Below are 14,382 nucleotides of genomic sequence, written 5' to 3'. Positions count from 1 at the left end.
TTCAGGCTTTGGAAGCCGCCTGGGCGGAAGGCTTCAGGCGCTCAGCTTTCCAATCGCGCTGCTTCCAAGGTTCTCCAACAGGTGCCGCGGATTGTCGTAAACCTCGGCGGCACCGGCCTCCCGCAGCTCGGCTTCGCTGATTCCGCCACAGGTCAGGGCAATGGCGGGAACTCCGATTGCCGCTGCGGCCAACACGTCCCAGACGGCGTCGCCGACAAACACGACGTCCGCCGGGCTGAGCTCAAGCTTGTCCAGGCACGCCAGCAGAATGTCGGGAGCGGGCTTGCTCTCGTCGGCGTCGTTGGAACTGGTCCACGCATCGATGGACGTGCCGGCGTCCAGGAGGCGCCGGGCGACGTCCAGGTCGCGCTCCTGCGCTGATGATGCCAAACCCACGGCCAGCCCGGCGCCGGAGCATGCGGCCAGGAGGTCCCGGGCAGAGTCGAAGGGGCGCAGGGAAGGCCAAAACGTGGAGAACACGGCGCCGTGCGCGGATTTGAGGTCTTCCTGCATGTCCGTGGTGCACCCGGGGACCAAGTGTTCGATGAGCTTGTCGCCGCCCATGCCGACGCAGCGGTGGATAGCCGAGATCTGGATGTCCAGCCCCTCCCGCCGGAACGCCTGCCACCAGGCAAGGGCATGGAAATAGCTGGAGTCAATCAAGGTCCCGTCGACGTCGAAAAGGACCCCGCGTTTCTTTTCGGATTTTGAACCTGGCACCATTGCTACCCCACCTTTGGTTGAGGGCGGCCGCATGTGCCTGACCAGGCAACGGCTCGGCCCATAACGGATCTTTCCAGACCGGCGTCCGAAGTACCTGTCAAAGACTTCTCAGCGTCCACGATCAGAACGCCGCCACCACTCTGCAGCGAGTGCTCCAACTCCAAATGTCCGGCCACTTTAACCTCCTCGACTCTGCTGGAAGCTTGCATAGTAAGACTACTTAATGCAGGGGAATTTTCGTGGCGGCGTGCATGCAGCGGTCGTCGCCGTCGGGGAGCGGCTAACGACATTTAGACCATGCGCCTGCCTCGATCCCGGCGAGGCCCCAGGCCGGGTACTTGCGCGCCAGGCTGTTGAACAGCGGCACTGCGGTCCGGTCAGAGAAGGGCAAAAAGTGTCGGGTACTTGAGTGCTTTCGTGCCAGAATCCTCACATGACCAGGGAACGCAGTGAACTGAAGAGCATCGGATATGAGATCTTCATCGGAATCCTTTCGCTCCTGTCGATCGTCAATCTCGTGCTCGTGTATGCCGCGCGGGAGCAGTCGCTCGACACCGTGCTCGAGGTGATGAACGCCCTTTTCAGCGTGATCTTCCTCGCCGACTTCCTCTACCGGATCCTCACCGCGCCATCGGCGGGCGCCTATTTCTTCAGGCACTTCGGCTGGGCCGACCTGCTGGCCAGCATGCCCTTCGCGCAACTCAAGTTCCTGCGCATCTTCCGGCTGATCCGGGTGTACCGCCTGCTCCGCGACGTCGGCATCCGGACAATCGGCCGCGCACTAAGCAAAGACCGGGCCGGCAGCTCCCTGTACATCCTGCTGCTCATGGGCATTTTCGTACTGGAATTCGGAAGCCTCACGATGCTCCGCATCGAGCAGTATGCGCCGGGGGCCAATATCACGACGGCCTCGGACGCCATCTGGTACACGATCGTCACGATCTCGACAGTGGGATACGGTGACCAGTATCCGGTCACCGGTGCCGGCCGTATTCTCGGTACGGGCATCATCGTCGTCGGTGTCGGCATCTTCGGCACCTTCACCGGCTACCTGGCCAACTTCTTCCTGGCTCCCCGGAAAAAGGAACCCGCACCGCCCGTCGATGCGGCCAACACCAGCGCGACGGTCGAAGCACTCCGCCTGCGCCTCGAAGAGTCCGAAGCCAAGCTCACCGAGATCAGAAAGCTGCTCACCGAGCCAACCTAGCTGGGCCTCCCCGGCCCGGCTGCCTGCCAGGGTTCTTCGCCGAACCAATGACTTTTGGCACTGCCCGTGTGTGCCTGCCGGGGCAAGAGTTGGACCTTCGCTACCGGTTTGGCCAGCGCCCCGGTCCGGGTGCGAAAGGCCGCTTGCCTTTGACGGGTCGGTCCTGCCCCACACCGTCCGGAGACAGCGTCCGGTGTCAAGGCCGTGAAGGTGGGTGACGAGAAGTTCATCGAAGCCGCTTCGTCCTGATCGGCCGACACGACTCCAGTGAACCCTGCGGAGGGCCGCAAGGCCACGAACCGACATGCCCGGGCATCGCTTCGGATCCGCGCGAACAACTCCACTCTCGGCTCCATCCACCAGGGTGCCGGCGAGTCACGAGGTGGGGCCAAAAATAACCGCCTATCAGTGAGATCCAAACCGGTCATAACCACCCGGGGCAGATCTACGCGTCCCCTGCCACATTGAGCCGGAATGCGTGGACCGGAGGGGAGAACGTCAGCACCGGACCCCACGACGTCGTCTGCACAGACCGGGACGAGGATCATTCCGGCGTAGCCCGAAGGCGATATGCCGCCCGTGTAGGTTCCCCTCCCACGAGCCCGCGCGCCACGGCGCCGTGGTCTGGACGGGATTAGCCCTCGGCTTCCGCTTCTGCCTCGGCCATAGCCTCGGTCAATTCGAGGGCGAAGCCCAGGGCGCTGGCTAGGTTGCCGGTTGCCGCCACGATCCGGGGGGTGCCGACGATTGGGGCAACAGCGATCAGGATGCCCTGGATGTCCTCACTGGTGATGCCGACATCCATCGCGGTACTGGCATTGAAAAAGTAGGACGCGGCCGGGGCGTCGACGGCGGCGAGGGCAGCGATCCGGGCCAGCATCAACTCGCGAGGATCAAGCGTCGAGCGTTCAACCGATACGGCGGTGAGGTCGGCGAGGGCGTCCAGGATCGGGGTTTCTTCTTCGGCCATGGCCATGTCTCCATCTGGTTGCGGTGATTGTATGGCGAGTGGCGCGACCGGGGCCGGTCGCTGCGACTCGACATCAACGTAACCCTCGAAAGCGGAGGACGACATCACCCCCATGGGATGAACCGATGCTCAGCCCGCCGTGGCGGCCGCAGCGCATCGACAGGAATCTTGAATGCAAAGCCCCCGATTCTGCCTACCCGCCGGTCAAGCGGAACGGGAACGGCGCCGGATGGCGCTGAACGGCAGGAGGATAAACAGGGCGAGTGCCAGATAGCCGAAGACGGCGATGACTGGCTGGACCAGCCCAATCAGGATCATGGCGACGTACACGCCGAGCGTGGGCGTTAGCCGTTTGGTGAGGGTCTTCACATCCTCATCAGCCAGATCCGGGCGCACGAGACGCGCGCGCACCGCGTATCGCCAGGTCACCGAAATCATGATCATCGACAGGAGCAGGTTGATGCCGTAGACGGTCGCCGCGATCCGCTCGGGCCCGGCTTCGTGGATGAATTCGGCCAGCAACTTCGTCGGAAACGGCAGGAACGACACCACCAGCAGCAGTAACAGGTTCAGCCGCACGAACACCGAGTCGGCATGGTCGAGGTATTCGGTGATAACCGTGTGGGCAAACCAGACCGCCCCAATCGTCGAGAAGCTGACCAAGTAGGCTAAGTACGACGGCCACAGATCAACCAGCGCGCCGACGAGGTTCTCGTGGGAGCCGGCAGGGACCGAAATCTCCAAAATGAGGAGCGTTATCGCGATGGCGAACACGCCGTCGCTGAATGCTTCCATCCGCCCGGTCCGATAGGCAGACGGCCGGGGTTGCGGCTGCGCGGCACCAACCTGGTCATCCATGGGACAAGCATGGCAGCCGCTTCTTGACATCCGGCTCATCCGCAACGAACGATCTACTTGATGCGCTGCCCGTGGGTCAGCCACGCCCCATGGCCGATTTCGGCCCCACATATGACGGACTCACCGACTCCTACGTTTCATCCAGACCTTCTTCCAGCCGACACCGTAACGGGGTATATCGCTCGGCATTGAGGCCTACGGATACATCGGGCTCAAACCCTTTTGGGCGGGTCAGCAATTGTGCGTCAAAGGCGACCTCACTACTTGGCGGCTACCGAGAAGTGATCCTTTCGCACGCTCGAGGCCCGTCTGTTACGGAGTCCGATGGCCGGCGATCGGTTCATCCCGCGGGGGTGATGTCTCCCTGGGACGTACAGGGCTACTTTGCAGACGGGCCGGGCCCCTCGCCCGTGCCGTCGGCTCGGCACCCAACACCGAATCCAGATGGAGACATGATCATGGCCGAAGAAGAAACCCCCGTCGTCGACGCCCTCGCCGACATCACCGCCGTGTCGCTCGAACGCTCCACCCTTGTTCCCCGCGAGTTGATGCTGGCCCGTATCGCGGCCCTCGTCTCCGTCGACGCTCCACCCGCCTCCTACCTGCTCAACGCCGGTACGGTGGTCGACGTCGGCGTCACGGCAGATGATGTCCAGGGCACCGTCATCGCAGTTGCGCCCATTCTCGGCACTCCCCGGATCGTGGCGGCAGGCAGCAAACCTCGCCATTGCGCTCGGCTTTGTCATCGCAGTGGCCGAAGCCGAGCTCGAAGCCGAGCTTGAGGCTGAAGCCGATGCCCCGGCCGAGGACTGATCACGCCAGGCGGTACTACGAAAGGGACTGCGGGAGCGAGACATGACCCAGCGAACCTACCCTGAGGGCGTACCGTGTTGGATCGACACCGAGCAGCCCGACGTCGAGGCGGCCGCCGAGTTCTATGCCGGCCTCTTTGGCTGGACGTTCGAGGACGCCGTGCCGGCGGGCGCGCCAGGCCGATACTTGATTGCCACGCTCGATGGCCAGGACGTCGCCGGGATGGCGGACACCCGGGGTGCCGCGACATGGAATACCTACGTATCCGTCGAGGACGCGGATACCGCAGTGCAGCGCTTGGTCGCTGCCGGCGCTACGGTACGGTCGGCAGCCGCAGACGCTGGAGAAGGCGGCCGCAGTGCGGCGCTGACCGATCCAGGGGGCGCCGCGATCCGCATCTGGCAAGCCAAGCGACGCTTGGGGGCACAGGTGGCCAATCAGCCGGGGTCCTGGAATTTCAGCGATCTCCACACGCCTAACCCCGGCGCGGCCATCAAGTTTTATGAGGACGTGTTTGGCTGGAAAGTCGACGACCTCGGCTTCGCGATGATGATCCGCAGGCCCGGTTACGGTGATCACCTTGAGGCGACAATCGATCCGGGCATCAGGGAAAGGCAGTCAGCGCTGGGCCCTCCACCTGGCTTCGAGGATGCGATCGCCTGGATCGCGACCACGGCCCCCGACGAACTGCCGCACTGGCACGTCTCGTTCACCGTTGCTGACCGGGACCGGACAGTGGTTGATGCGAAGCGACTCGGCGCCCAAGTCGTTAGCCAAAGCGAGACCGAGTGGACGCGCACGGCACTGATCCGGGACCCCCAGGGAGCGGAGTTTACCGCCAGCCAGTTCACGCCCCCGTCGCCATGAGCGCTCCTTCAATAGAGGCGCCGGGTCAGATGGCGGCAGCTATGGGACGAACGTTCACCCGGTTGGCCCGGCAAGCAGCTTTTTGATCTCGGTGAGCTTGGCTTCGGACTCTTCGAGGCGCTGACGGAGTCCTTCGACCGTCGCGGGTCCCGTCCCGGCGGCATCGACCGGCGGTGCGGGATTCTTGGGAGACAGAAAGAAGTTGGCCAGGTAGCCGGTGAATGTGCCGAAGATGCCGACACCGAGGACAATGATGCCTGCCCCGATCAGACGGCCCGGTTCGGTGACCGGATACTGGTCACCATATCCGACTGTCGAGATCGTGACGATGGTGTACCAGATGGCGTCGGAGGCGGTCGTGATGTTGGCCCCCGGGGCGTACTGCTCGACGCGGAGCATGGCGAGGCTGCCGAATTCGAGCACGAGAATGCCCATGAGCAGCAGGATGTACAGGGAGCTGCCGGCCCGGTCCTTGATCAGCGCGCGGCTGATCGTGCGGACGCCGACGTCGCGGAGCAGGCGGTACACCCGGATCAGCCGGAAGATGCGCAGGATCTTGAATTGCGCGACAGGCACGCTGGCCAACAGGTCGGCCCAGCCAAAGTGCTTGAAGAAATAGGCGCCGGCCGATGGCGCGGTGAGGATCCGGTAGAGGAAGTCCGCAAGGAAGATCACACTGAAAATGGCGTTCATCACGGTGAGCACCGTGTCGAGGTACTGGTCCTGCACGACATACAAGAGCACGAGATTGATAATCGACAGGATCGAAAGGATACCGATGAAGATCTCGTATCCGGTGCTCTTCAGTTCACTTCGTTCCTTGGTCATATGAGGATTCTGGCACGCAAGCAACGGCGTGGCTGACACTTTTTCAGGAGTAGGGTTTGCCTTGGCAGACGAAGGGGTCGGCAGACGAAGGGGTCCACATGAGCTACAAATATCGAACTGTCCGGGTTCGCGGCACTGACCTGGTTGGAACTATCGCGCGCAAACACGGGGGCGCGCCTGAGATCTACGAAACCTCGAAGGACCCGAGCACCTCGGTCGTGCCGGTGTTTTTCCAGGCAACGGGTGAGGTCCGATTCTTCGACAGGTCAATGCTGGAGGACGTCGTGACGCCGGCCAGCTAGCAGCGGTGTTACACCGCTCCTGCAAACGGAAAAGTCGCCCTGGCGCCCATCCCGGCCGCATGATCCCCACCCCTCCATTCGAAGCGCAGGGCCGCCCAGAATGGCCTTTTGCAGGGGTGTCCGCAGGACGTTGACACTGCTCAGGGCCGCGAGGAGGATTTGTTTTGGGGGGCCTCTTCGAAAGGAGCCCTAAATGCCGTGGCATGTCGAGGGTACATACTTTGAGAATTGCAATTGCGACATGGTCTGCCCGTGTACGGCGACAGGACAGACGGCACCGGCGGACAATGACCGCTGCAACGTGGCCTTGGCCTTCCACGTGGAAACCGGCGAAGTCAACGGTGTCGACGTCGGCGGTCTGACAGTCTGCGTCCTCGCCGATACCCCGGCCCTGATGAGTGAGGGGGGCTGGAAGGTCGGTCTCCTGATGGACGCCGCCGCCTCCGCCGAGCAGGCCGAAGCGCTCGGTGCAGTCTTCGGCGGCCAGCTCGGCGGACCGATGGAGGGCCTCGCACCCTTGATCGGTGAAATGGCGGGCATGGAGTCCCTGGAGATGGCCTACGCCGACGACGGGCGTGTCCACCAGGTGCTTATTGGCAGTGCAGTCGAGATGGTGGTCGAGGACTTCATGAATCCATTTGATTCCACAGGGCGAGGAGTGAAAATTAGCGGGGTCGGATTCCCGGCCGACACTCTGGCAGCCGGCACATCCAGCACCGCCCGCGTCGACGTGTTCGGGATGACCTGGGATAACGCCGGGAAGAACTCCTTCTCGGCCCCCTTCGCCTGGTCCGCTTAGGTGCCGGGCAGGAGCCGCCTGACAGCTGGCCACCATGCCGGAGAATTGGCGCTGATCGGGTGCGCCGCGCTGGCCTGGTACCTGACGTTCCTAGGCCTTTCCGACATGTCCACGGGCCCGGGAACGATGGGATTGAGGCTCTGGGGTTTCCTGGCGGTGTGGACGCTGATGATGGCAGCCATGATGTTGCCGGCGCTGGCGCCCCTGACTTCGACGTATCTCAGATCCATCCGCGCCGTGCGCAGCCGCCGGGTCAGGGCCATCCGGACAACGGCCCTGGTAGGCGGCTACCTTCTGACATGGATCGGATTCGGCGTCGTGGCCTACGCGGCCGCGGCGCTCGCCGGACTGCTGGCTGAGGACGCGCCGGATATCGCGCCCTGGGTGGGAGGTGCCGTGCTGGTGGCGGCCGGCGCCTACCAGCTCACCCCGCTGAAGGACTTTTGCCTCAGGCACTGCCGGTCGCCCATAGCCTTCCTGTTGCACGTGTCCGGGTACAAGGGCCGCTTGCGGGACGTCCGCGTCGGCATGTACCACGGCGTGTACTGCGTCGGCTGCTGTTGGGGGCTCATGGTGGTGCTGATTGCCATGGGCGTGATGAACCTGGCGTGGATGGCCGTGCTCACGGTAGTTATCTTCCTGGAGAAGACATGGAAATTCGGGCCCGCCTTCAGCCGGATAACTGGTGTCTCGCTGATCGTTTTCGCGCTCTTCGTCCCGGCACACCCGGAGCTGCTGCCCGGGCTATACATGCCCGCGCCCATGTAAGGCACGCTGGACCGTCGTCTTCGAATAACAGTCCGGGGACCGACGTCGGCACGGGGGCCCCGCGCCGTCATCGCTTCTACGGCGTGCCCCCGTGGGCGGGTCGGCGCGAAAACAGCGTGCTGACCAGCCGGACCCCGAAGCCCTCGTCCAGCGGCGAGCCACTCAGGAAGAACCGGTAGTAGATCGGCCCCAGCAGGAGGTCGGTGAGCATCTCGGCGTCGACGTCCGGGCTCAGGTCTCCTCGGGAGATGCCCCGCTCCACCAGGAGGCGTACATCTGCCACCCGGCGGTTCACCACCCGCTCCCGGTAGGCACGCGCAAGTTCCGGGTCCGCAGCGACCTCCGATACGAGGCCCTGCATGATGCGGCCTATCAGGGTGGAGCTAAGGAGCTCGATGGTGCGGTCAACCACTGCCGCCAGTTCGGCGTACGTATCCCCGACATCCGGCGTCGTCCCCAGGTATTCGACCGAGTCCAGCAGGACGGCCAGTGCGAGGTCGGTCTTCGACCGATACCGGCGGTAGATGGTCGTCTTGGCCACGCCGGAACGGTTCGCCACGCCCTCGACAGTCAGGCCGTTGACTCCAGACTCCGCGAGCATTTCCCTCGTGGCGGCAAGAATCAACTTCTCCGTCCGCGCGCGCCGACCCGTGTCCGCGGGTTGAGCGGCCGCGGCCGTCCCGTCCTCGCCCGTCACTGTGGGGTTAGCCACATCCACGCCCCTTCCCGTTCCGCGCCAGAAGCGCTAATATTAATAACGCTACGCAACGTAGCGTTTCGAGGGTGGCTGAAGCAACCCCCACCCGACAAACCCACAACCACCCTACGCACTTTTAGGAGCGCCGACATGGCCACAGATCGTTACCAGCGCGGACTCGACCGCATGATGGAACTCGTCTCCACGGAACACGCCAACACCTTCGATCACGTCAAGCTCGTCGAGTCCTACAAGAGCCTGGACGAGGACCTGTCCGACTACATCGTCTCCTTCGCCTTCGGGGACATCTACTCCCGGACTGCCCTGACCCAGCAGGAGCAGACAATGGTGACCATCTCCACGCTGGTTGCCCTGGGCACCGAGCCCCAATTGAAGTTGCACATCAACACAGGTTTCAACGTGGGCCTGACCAAAGAGAAGATCGTCGGCGCCCTGATCCACTGCATCCCCTACATCGGGTTCCCGCGCGTACTCAACGCACTGACCCTCGTCAAGGAGGTCATGGCAGAGCGCGGTCTGACCCCGGATTCACCCACGGACTGAGATGCTCCTCCGCCCCTCGCCCTCCACAATCTCCTCCCTCACACTCAAGGAACGCTCATGCATTTGGTAATAGGACTCGGACCCATCGGCGGAAACATCGGCGCACACCTCGCCGAGCTGGGACAAGCGGTTTATGGCTACGACTTCAACCAGGACCGCATCCGCGAGTGGTCGGACGAGAACAAATCACCTGCCGGCAACGACCTCGCCGCGGTTGACTGGTCGTCGGTCGACAGCGTCCACATTGCGGTGCGGTTGGCCGACCAGGTCTCCTCCGTGTTCGAGGCCCTCAAAGACCACACCGAACGGCCGCTGACCGTCTTCGTCCACACCACGCTCGCACCCGCGGATGCCAGGAGGATTTTTGCGTCGGCTCCGGAGTCCTGGCGCGCGTTCGAGGCCCCGGTCTCAGGCGGCCCCCAGGGTGCACGCCACGGTTCGATGACCATCTTCCTCGCCGGCCCCGCCCCCACCGATGCCGAGGGCAGGCTGCTCGCTGACATCTCCGGCCGCGTCTTCCGGATGCAGTCCTATGGCCAGCCGGCCTTGGTGAAACTCCTCAACAACGCCCTGGCTACCTACAACCTGGCCGCCACAGCTCGGATGCTCAACCTCGCAGCCGAACACGGAGTACCCGCCGGGGACCTCGTCGAGGTCATCGGCGTCTCCACTGGGCAGAGCTGGATGAGCGACAACCTCGTCGACGTCCAGTACGACCTGCTCCTCAAGGACGTCGGCCTGCTCCGCGGTGAACTCGGCTCACTCCCCACCGGAGACCTCAACGACGACGTCGAACAAGCGATCCTCCAGGCACGTGCCCTGCTGGGCGCCGATCCCGGAAACGAGTGAGCCCAGGTGGGCCAGCCGGGGCTGGCTCACCTGGGAGCCGGATCAGGCGGTCGTGACGGTGTCCAGTTGACGCACTTGGTCCGCCGCCCGGGGGCCACCGAGCAGTTCCGTCGGAGTCTTGGACGTCTCGCGCAGCCCGATCACCGCGACCGCGGCAATGCCTGCGGCAACCGCGCCAAAGATTGCCACCGGAAGCCAGCCCGACGGGCCCGGCTTGAGGAGAATCGCCGCGACCATTGGGGCGAATCCGGCAAGGAGATTGCCGAGCTGGTTGCTGACGGCCATGCCGGTGAACCGGACGGGTGCCGGGAATTGCTCGGCGAAGAACGATGTCCACACGCCGTTGTAGCAGCTGAAGAACAGCGTCATGTTGAGGAACGCGAAAATCGCGATCAGCACGATATCCGTCGTCGCGATCGCCCAAAGGTATCCGAAGATCGTAAGCGAACAGCCGGCAGAGGCGATCAGCATCGTCTTCTTGCGGCCGATGACGTCGGAGAGGTAGCCGGCCGCCGGGATGCCGACAATCGACAGCGCAATTGCGCCGGAGATGACCGCGAGCATCGCGCTCCGGTCCACCCCGACTGAGGTTGCGTACGAAAGGCTGAACACGGCGAACAGGGTCTGCATCGCTGCCATCAGTGATGCCCCGGCGACGCGGATGACCTTCCGCCAGTGGTACTTGAACACGTCGTTCAGCGGCAGCCTGCGAACTGCGCTTTCTTCCTTCGCCTCGGCGAACACCGGCGTTTCGTCGAGGTGGCTCCGCACGTAGTAAGTAATGACGACGACGACGGCGCTGAGCCAGAAGGGAATCCTCCAGCCCCAGCTGTAGAGTTCCCCGGCGGGCAGGAGCGCCACCGGCAGGAACACGATGGTGGCCAGCGAGCAGCCGACTGCGTAGCCGACCATAACGAAACTGGTGAAGAATCCACGGCGCCCGACGGGGGAGTGCTCGACGGTCAATGTCGAGGCTCCCGCCGACTCGGCCCCCGCGGAGAAGCCTTGCACGACGCGCAGGACCACCAGCAGTGCCGGGGCCAACAGGCCCACCTGGTCGTACGTCGGAAGACAGCCGATGGCGAAGGAAGCGATGCCCATCATGACGACCGTGGCCAGCATGACGCGTTTGCGGCCGATTCGATCGCCGAAGTGTCCCATCACCACCGCACCGACGGGCCGTGCCACGTAGCCCACTGCGAAGGTGGCGAACGATGCGATCAGCGCAACGGTGGGATCGCCGGAGGGAAAGAACAGCACGTTGAAAACGAGGGCGGCCGCGGCGCCGTACACGAAAAAGTCGTAGTACTCCAGGGCGCTGCCGAGCAGCGCAGCTGTGGCCGCCCGCCGCGGTGTCATCGCGGGCCGCGAAGTCATTGGGTGTGTCATTTGTTTCTCCTTTGAAACAGGACTGTGAATTAGTGCGCAGCGCCTGGCGGCGTTGCGTCCGTGTGCCTGCTTCCACCGTAGGGGTGTGCGCTGCGTCACAGGTGTTTCGATGTGGAACAGTCGACGGAAGCTGCGCCGGTGGGGGAGCGGCCATGACCGAGGCAGGGAGCAGGGTGAGTGGCGCTGAGAGTCCGCAATGCGAAAGCACGGCCATCCAGTGCGGATGGCCGTGCTTTGTCTTGAGGAATGCAGTGTCTTTTGGGAATCGGAACCGCTCAGGAGAAGGCTGAGAGACCTGTGATTTCCCGTCCCAGGATCAGGGACTGGATGGAGTCGGTGCCTTCGTAGGTGTGGACGACTTCCATGTCGGTGAGGTGGCGGGCTACATGGTGTTCCAGCAGGATGCCGTTGCCGCCGAACATGTCCCGGGCATCCCGGCAGAGCGTTCGTGCCTTGTCCCCGGTGAACATCTTGGCCAGGGAGGCCTGCTCGTTGCTGAGCCGGCCCTCGTCCTGAAGCGCCGCCGTGCGGAAGCAGATCAGCTGCATGGCCGTCAGGTCCGCGAGCATGTTGGCGAGCTTGTTCTGCACCAGCTGGTAGCTGGCAATTGGGTGGCCGAACTGGACGCGTTCCCGGGCGTACTTGACCGCCATCTCGTAGGCGGCGGTGGCGTGGCCAAGGGACTCCCAGGCCACGGTGCTGCGGGTTGTGTTGAGCACCGCTCCGACGTCGCGGAAGGACGTCGATTTTGCCAGCAGGTTTTCAGCGGGGATCCGCAGGCCCTCGATCTCGATCTGTGCCTGCTGGATGGCCCGCTTTGCCATCTTTCCCGTGATGGCCTCGGCGTGGTACCCGGCGGGGTAGGTGCCGTCGTCGTTCTTCTCCAGTACGAACGCCTTCACCTTTTGGTCCGCGGTGTCCCGGGCCCAGATGATGACGAGGTCCGCCACATGGCCCAGCCCGATCCAGCGCTTGGATCCGTTGATGACGTAGTGGTCACCGTCCAGCCGCGCGGAAGTCTCCAGTGCCACAGAGTCTGAGCCGTGCGCCGGTTCGGTCAACGCGAAGGCGCCCAGCTTTTCCAGTCTGGCCATCGGCGGCAGCCAGCGCTGCTTCTGCTCGTCGCTGCCGAGGAGGTTGATGCTGCCCATCGCCAGTCCGGAGTGGACCGCGTTGAAGGTGTTGATGCTGCCGTCACCGCGGGAGAGTTCCATGGCGACGAGTCCGGTCTGCAGCCGGGTCAGGCCAGGGCAGCCGTAGCCTTTGATCGCGGTGCCGATGATGCCCAGTTCAGCGAACTTTGGTACCAGCTGATAGGGGAAGTCCGCCTTCTCCCAGTATTCGTTGATGATGGGAGTGACGTCCTGCTCGACGAAGGAACGCACCCGGGCGATCAAGGCACGGTCGGCGTCGTTGAGGTAGTCGTCCAGTCCATAGAAGTCGGAATTGACGGACATGTCCGTTGTGGTGGTCATCAGTGCTCCTCGGGGGATCGTGTGGGAGTACCGGCAAGGCTGCCGGCCGAAACTGCTGTATCCTCGCCGAGCCACGCGCGCACGAGCTCAGCGCCGCTGTCCAGACCGGGCGGGGTGAGGTCGTAGCTCACCGGGGTCCTGGAGAGCCGGATGGGGTTGCGCACGCCGGGCTGCGTGTTCCCGCCGTGCCCCACGGTCACGACGGGTTCCAAGCCGATCCGTTCCGCGAAGTCGATCCCGGCCCTCAGGTCCTGGATCGGCGCGCACGGGAGTTTGGCTTCGGTGAGGATGTCGAACCATTCGGAGGCGGTCCGGGTCGAGAGGCGCTCCAGCAGGAGCGGCCGCAGTTCCGTGCGGTTGGCGCTGCGCAGCGGCGCCTTCTCGAAGCGCGGATCCGTGGCCAGCTCCGGCCGGCCGATGGTGGCGCAGAGGGTGCGGTACTGGGAGTCGTTGCCGATCGCAATGACAAGCTGCCCCTCGCCGGTCTCGAATGGCTCGTAGGGGTAGATGCTGGGGTGCTCGTTGCCCAGCCTGGCCGGAACGGTCCCGCCCAGCACGACGGCCGCCGTCTGGTTCACCATGCCGGAGAGCGCGGAGGACATCAGGTTCATTTCCACCAGCTGGCCTTCCCCGATCCGGTCCCGGTGCCGGAGGGCTGCGAGGATGCCGATGCAGGCATGAAGGCCGGTGATGACGTCGAATACAGCAACCCCGGAACGGAACGGCCCGGTGTCCGGCGCTCCGGTGATGTCCATCAGTCCGGACAGGGCCTGGATCAGCAGGTCATAGCCGGGCAGCTGGGCGCCGCCGGCGGTCCCGAAACCCGTGATCGAGGCGTAGACAACGTCCTTGTTCGTGGCCGCGACGGTGTCGTAGTCCAGTCCGTAGCGCACCAGGTCACCCGGTTTGAAGTTTTCGACGACGACGTCGGCCCGTTCCGCGATGCGCTGGGCCGTCCGGCGGTCGTCCGGATCGCGCAGATCGAGCTTGATCGAGGTCTTGTTGCGGTTGATCGAGAGGAAATACGTCGAGTCATCCCCGCGGGTGGGCGGGCGCCATGCCCGGGTCTCGTCGCCGGCCGGGCTCTCAATCTTGATGACGGTCGCCCCGAGATCGGCCAGCAGCATGGTGCAGTATGGTCCGGCCAGCACCCTGCCGAAATCTGCGATGACGATGCCGCTGAGCGGGCCATCCGGACTGCGGCCGAATGCCGACGTCTCAGGGGTGGCGGAGTGTTGGCTGTCCATCGATGGGCTCCTCGAATAGTGTTCTC

At 64.1% G+C, this 14,382-nt stretch carries 16 protein-coding genes; 8 read left to right on the top strand and 8 right to left on the bottom strand.

Annotated elements, in window-relative coordinates; genetic code table 11:
* Positions 1-33: 33 nt before the first annotated feature.
* A complete protein-coding gene (locus tag AC1DGD_RS15295) occupies positions 34-723 on the bottom strand; it encodes an HAD family hydrolase (RefSeq protein WP_476857363.1) in 690 nt (229 codons plus the stop codon).
* Positions 724-1,156: 433 nt separating this feature from the next.
* On the opposite strand from AC1DGD_RS15295, the gene AC1DGD_RS15290 reads away from it, so the two are divergent.
* Positions 1,157-1,930, top strand: coding sequence for an ion transporter (locus AC1DGD_RS15290; RefSeq protein ID WP_476851137.1), 774 nt, complete (start codon positions 1,157-1,159; stop codon positions 1,928-1,930).
* A 634-nt stretch (positions 1,931-2,564) separates the two neighbouring features.
* Here AC1DGD_RS15290 and AC1DGD_RS15285 read toward each other — a convergent pair.
* Positions 2,565-2,900, bottom strand: coding sequence for a carboxymuconolactone decarboxylase family protein (locus AC1DGD_RS15285; RefSeq protein WP_476851136.1), 336 nt, complete (start codon positions 2,898-2,900; stop codon positions 2,565-2,567).
* 204 nt (positions 2,901-3,104) lie between these two features.
* Positions 3,105-3,758 (bottom strand): TMEM175 family protein, encoded by a 654-nt coding sequence (locus AC1DGD_RS15280; RefSeq protein ID WP_476857362.1) that lies wholly within the window; start codon positions 3,756-3,758, stop codon positions 3,105-3,107.
* A gap of 458 nt (positions 3,759-4,216) precedes the next feature.
* Here AC1DGD_RS15280 and AC1DGD_RS15275 point away from each other — a divergent pair, with 458 nt between their 5' ends.
* Positions 4,217-4,540: a carboxymuconolactone decarboxylase gene (locus AC1DGD_RS15275; protein WP_476857361.1), complete on the top strand. Its 324-nt coding sequence runs from the start codon at positions 4,217-4,219 to the stop codon at positions 4,538-4,540.
* Between the two features lie 73 nt (positions 4,541-4,613).
* Positions 4,614-5,438: a VOC family protein gene (locus AC1DGD_RS15270; protein ID WP_476857360.1), complete on the top strand. Its 825-nt coding sequence runs from the start codon at positions 4,614-4,616 to the stop codon at positions 5,436-5,438.
* Positions 5,439-5,492: 54 nt separating this feature from the next.
* Here AC1DGD_RS15270 and AC1DGD_RS15265 read toward each other — a convergent pair whose 3' ends face one another.
* Positions 5,493-6,266, bottom strand: a complete 774-nt coding sequence (locus tag AC1DGD_RS15265) for an ion transporter (protein ID WP_476857359.1) — start codon at positions 6,264-6,266, stop codon at positions 5,493-5,495.
* A 98-nt stretch (positions 6,267-6,364) separates the two neighbouring features.
* Here AC1DGD_RS15265 and AC1DGD_RS15260 point away from each other — a divergent pair, with 98 nt between their 5' ends.
* The 3 genes from AC1DGD_RS15260 to AC1DGD_RS15250 all read left to right on the top strand — a co-directional run bounded on the left by AC1DGD_RS15260 (position 6,365) and on the right by AC1DGD_RS15250 (position 8,135).
* Positions 6,365-6,568, top strand: coding sequence for a hypothetical protein (locus AC1DGD_RS15260; RefSeq protein ID WP_043435465.1), 204 nt, complete (start codon positions 6,365-6,367; stop codon positions 6,566-6,568).
* A 193-nt stretch (positions 6,569-6,761) separates the two neighbouring features.
* Entirely contained in the window at positions 6,762-7,367 is a 606-nt protein-coding gene (locus AC1DGD_RS15255) for a DUF1326 domain-containing protein (RefSeq protein ID WP_476857358.1), read from the top strand.
* Positions 7,368-7,412: 45 nt separating this feature from the next.
* Positions 7,413-8,135 (top strand): DUF2182 domain-containing protein, encoded by a 723-nt coding sequence (locus AC1DGD_RS15250; RefSeq protein WP_476857357.1) that lies wholly within the window; start codon positions 7,413-7,415, stop codon positions 8,133-8,135.
* A 76-nt stretch (positions 8,136-8,211) separates the two neighbouring features.
* On the opposite strand, the gene AC1DGD_RS15245 is transcribed toward AC1DGD_RS15250, so the two are convergent.
* The gene (locus AC1DGD_RS15245) at positions 8,212-8,847 is read right to left on the bottom strand and encodes a TetR/AcrR family transcriptional regulator (protein ID WP_230009355.1); all 636 of its coding nucleotides are present in this window, start codon (positions 8,845-8,847) and stop codon (positions 8,212-8,214) included.
* A 135-nt stretch (positions 8,848-8,982) separates the two neighbouring features.
* Here AC1DGD_RS15245 and AC1DGD_RS15240 point away from each other — a divergent pair, with 135 nt between their 5' ends.
* Positions 8,983-9,396, top strand: a complete 414-nt coding sequence (locus tag AC1DGD_RS15240; protein ID WP_230009358.1) for a carboxymuconolactone decarboxylase family protein — start codon at positions 8,983-8,985, stop codon at positions 9,394-9,396.
* A gap of 57 nt (positions 9,397-9,453) precedes the next feature.
* A complete protein-coding gene (locus AC1DGD_RS15235) occupies positions 9,454-10,245 on the top strand; it encodes an NAD(P)-binding domain-containing protein (protein WP_476857356.1) in 792 nt (263 codons plus the stop codon).
* Between the two features lie 42 nt (positions 10,246-10,287).
* On the opposite strand, the gene AC1DGD_RS15230 is transcribed toward AC1DGD_RS15235, so the two are convergent.
* The 3 genes from AC1DGD_RS15230 to AC1DGD_RS15220 form a co-directional block, all read right to left on the bottom strand.
* Positions 10,288-11,634 carry an MFS transporter gene (locus tag AC1DGD_RS15230; protein WP_476857355.1) on the bottom strand — a complete coding sequence of 449 codons (1,347 nt, stop codon included), beginning with the start codon at positions 11,632-11,634 and terminating at the stop codon, positions 10,288-10,290.
* Positions 11,635-11,909: 275 nt separating this feature from the next.
* Positions 11,910-13,109 (bottom strand): acyl-CoA dehydrogenase family protein, encoded by a 1,200-nt coding sequence (locus AC1DGD_RS15225; protein WP_476857354.1) that lies wholly within the window; start codon positions 13,107-13,109, stop codon positions 11,910-11,912.
* Entirely contained in the window at positions 13,109-14,356 is a 1,248-nt protein-coding gene (locus AC1DGD_RS15220; RefSeq protein WP_476857353.1) for a CaiB/BaiF CoA transferase family protein, read from the bottom strand. Before AC1DGD_RS15220 ends, AC1DGD_RS15225 begins: the two co-directional genes overlap by 1 nt.
* Positions 14,357-14,382 lie beyond the last annotated feature (26 nt).

The organism is Arthrobacter sp. 05T45 (assembly GCF_056395875.1).
This window is presented reverse-complemented; position numbering and strand designations above follow the sequence as displayed.

Excerpts from the sequence above, each read along its gene's own strand:
- AC1DGD_RS15295 (WP_476857363.1), bottom strand. The coding sequence starts at position 723 with ATGGTGCCAGGTTCAAAATCCGAAAAGAAACGCGGGGTCCTTTTCGAC.
- AC1DGD_RS15290 (WP_476851137.1), top strand. The coding sequence starts at position 1,157 with ATGACCAGGGAACGCAGTGAACTGAAGAGCATCGGATATGAGATCTTC.
- AC1DGD_RS15285 (WP_476851136.1), bottom strand. The coding sequence starts at position 2,900 with ATGGCCGAAGAAGAAACCCCGATCCTGGACGCCCTCGCCGACCTCACC.
- AC1DGD_RS15280 (WP_476857362.1), bottom strand. The coding sequence starts at position 3,758 with ATGGATGACCAGGTTGGTGCCGCGCAGCCGCAACCCCGGCCGTCTGCC.
- AC1DGD_RS15275 (WP_476857361.1), top strand. The coding sequence starts at position 4,217 with ATGGCCGAAGAAGAAACCCCCGTCGTCGACGCCCTCGCCGACATCACC.
- AC1DGD_RS15270 (WP_476857360.1), top strand. The coding sequence starts at position 4,614 with ATGACCCAGCGAACCTACCCTGAGGGCGTACCGTGTTGGATCGACACC.
- AC1DGD_RS15265 (WP_476857359.1), bottom strand. The coding sequence starts at position 6,266 with ATGACCAAGGAACGAAGTGAACTGAAGAGCACCGGATACGAGATCTTC.
- AC1DGD_RS15260 (WP_043435465.1), top strand. The coding sequence starts at position 6,365 with ATGAGCTACAAATATCGAACTGTCCGGGTTCGCGGCACTGACCTGGTT.
- AC1DGD_RS15255 (WP_476857358.1), top strand. The coding sequence starts at position 6,762 with ATGCCGTGGCATGTCGAGGGTACATACTTTGAGAATTGCAATTGCGAC.
- AC1DGD_RS15240 (WP_230009358.1), top strand. The coding sequence starts at position 8,983 with ATGGCCACAGATCGTTACCAGCGCGGACTCGACCGCATGATGGAACTC.
- AC1DGD_RS15235 (WP_476857356.1), top strand. The coding sequence starts at position 9,454 with ATGCATTTGGTAATAGGACTCGGACCCATCGGCGGAAACATCGGCGCA.
- AC1DGD_RS15230 (WP_476857355.1), bottom strand. The coding sequence starts at position 11,634 with ATGACACACCCAATGACTTCGCGGCCCGCGATGACACCGCGGCGGGCG.
- AC1DGD_RS15225 (WP_476857354.1), bottom strand. The coding sequence starts at position 13,109 with ATGACCACCACAACGGACATGTCCGTCAATTCCGACTTCTATGGACTG.
- AC1DGD_RS15220 (WP_476857353.1), bottom strand. The coding sequence starts at position 14,356 with ATGGACAGCCAACACTCCGCCACCCCTGAGACGTCGGCATTCGGCCGC.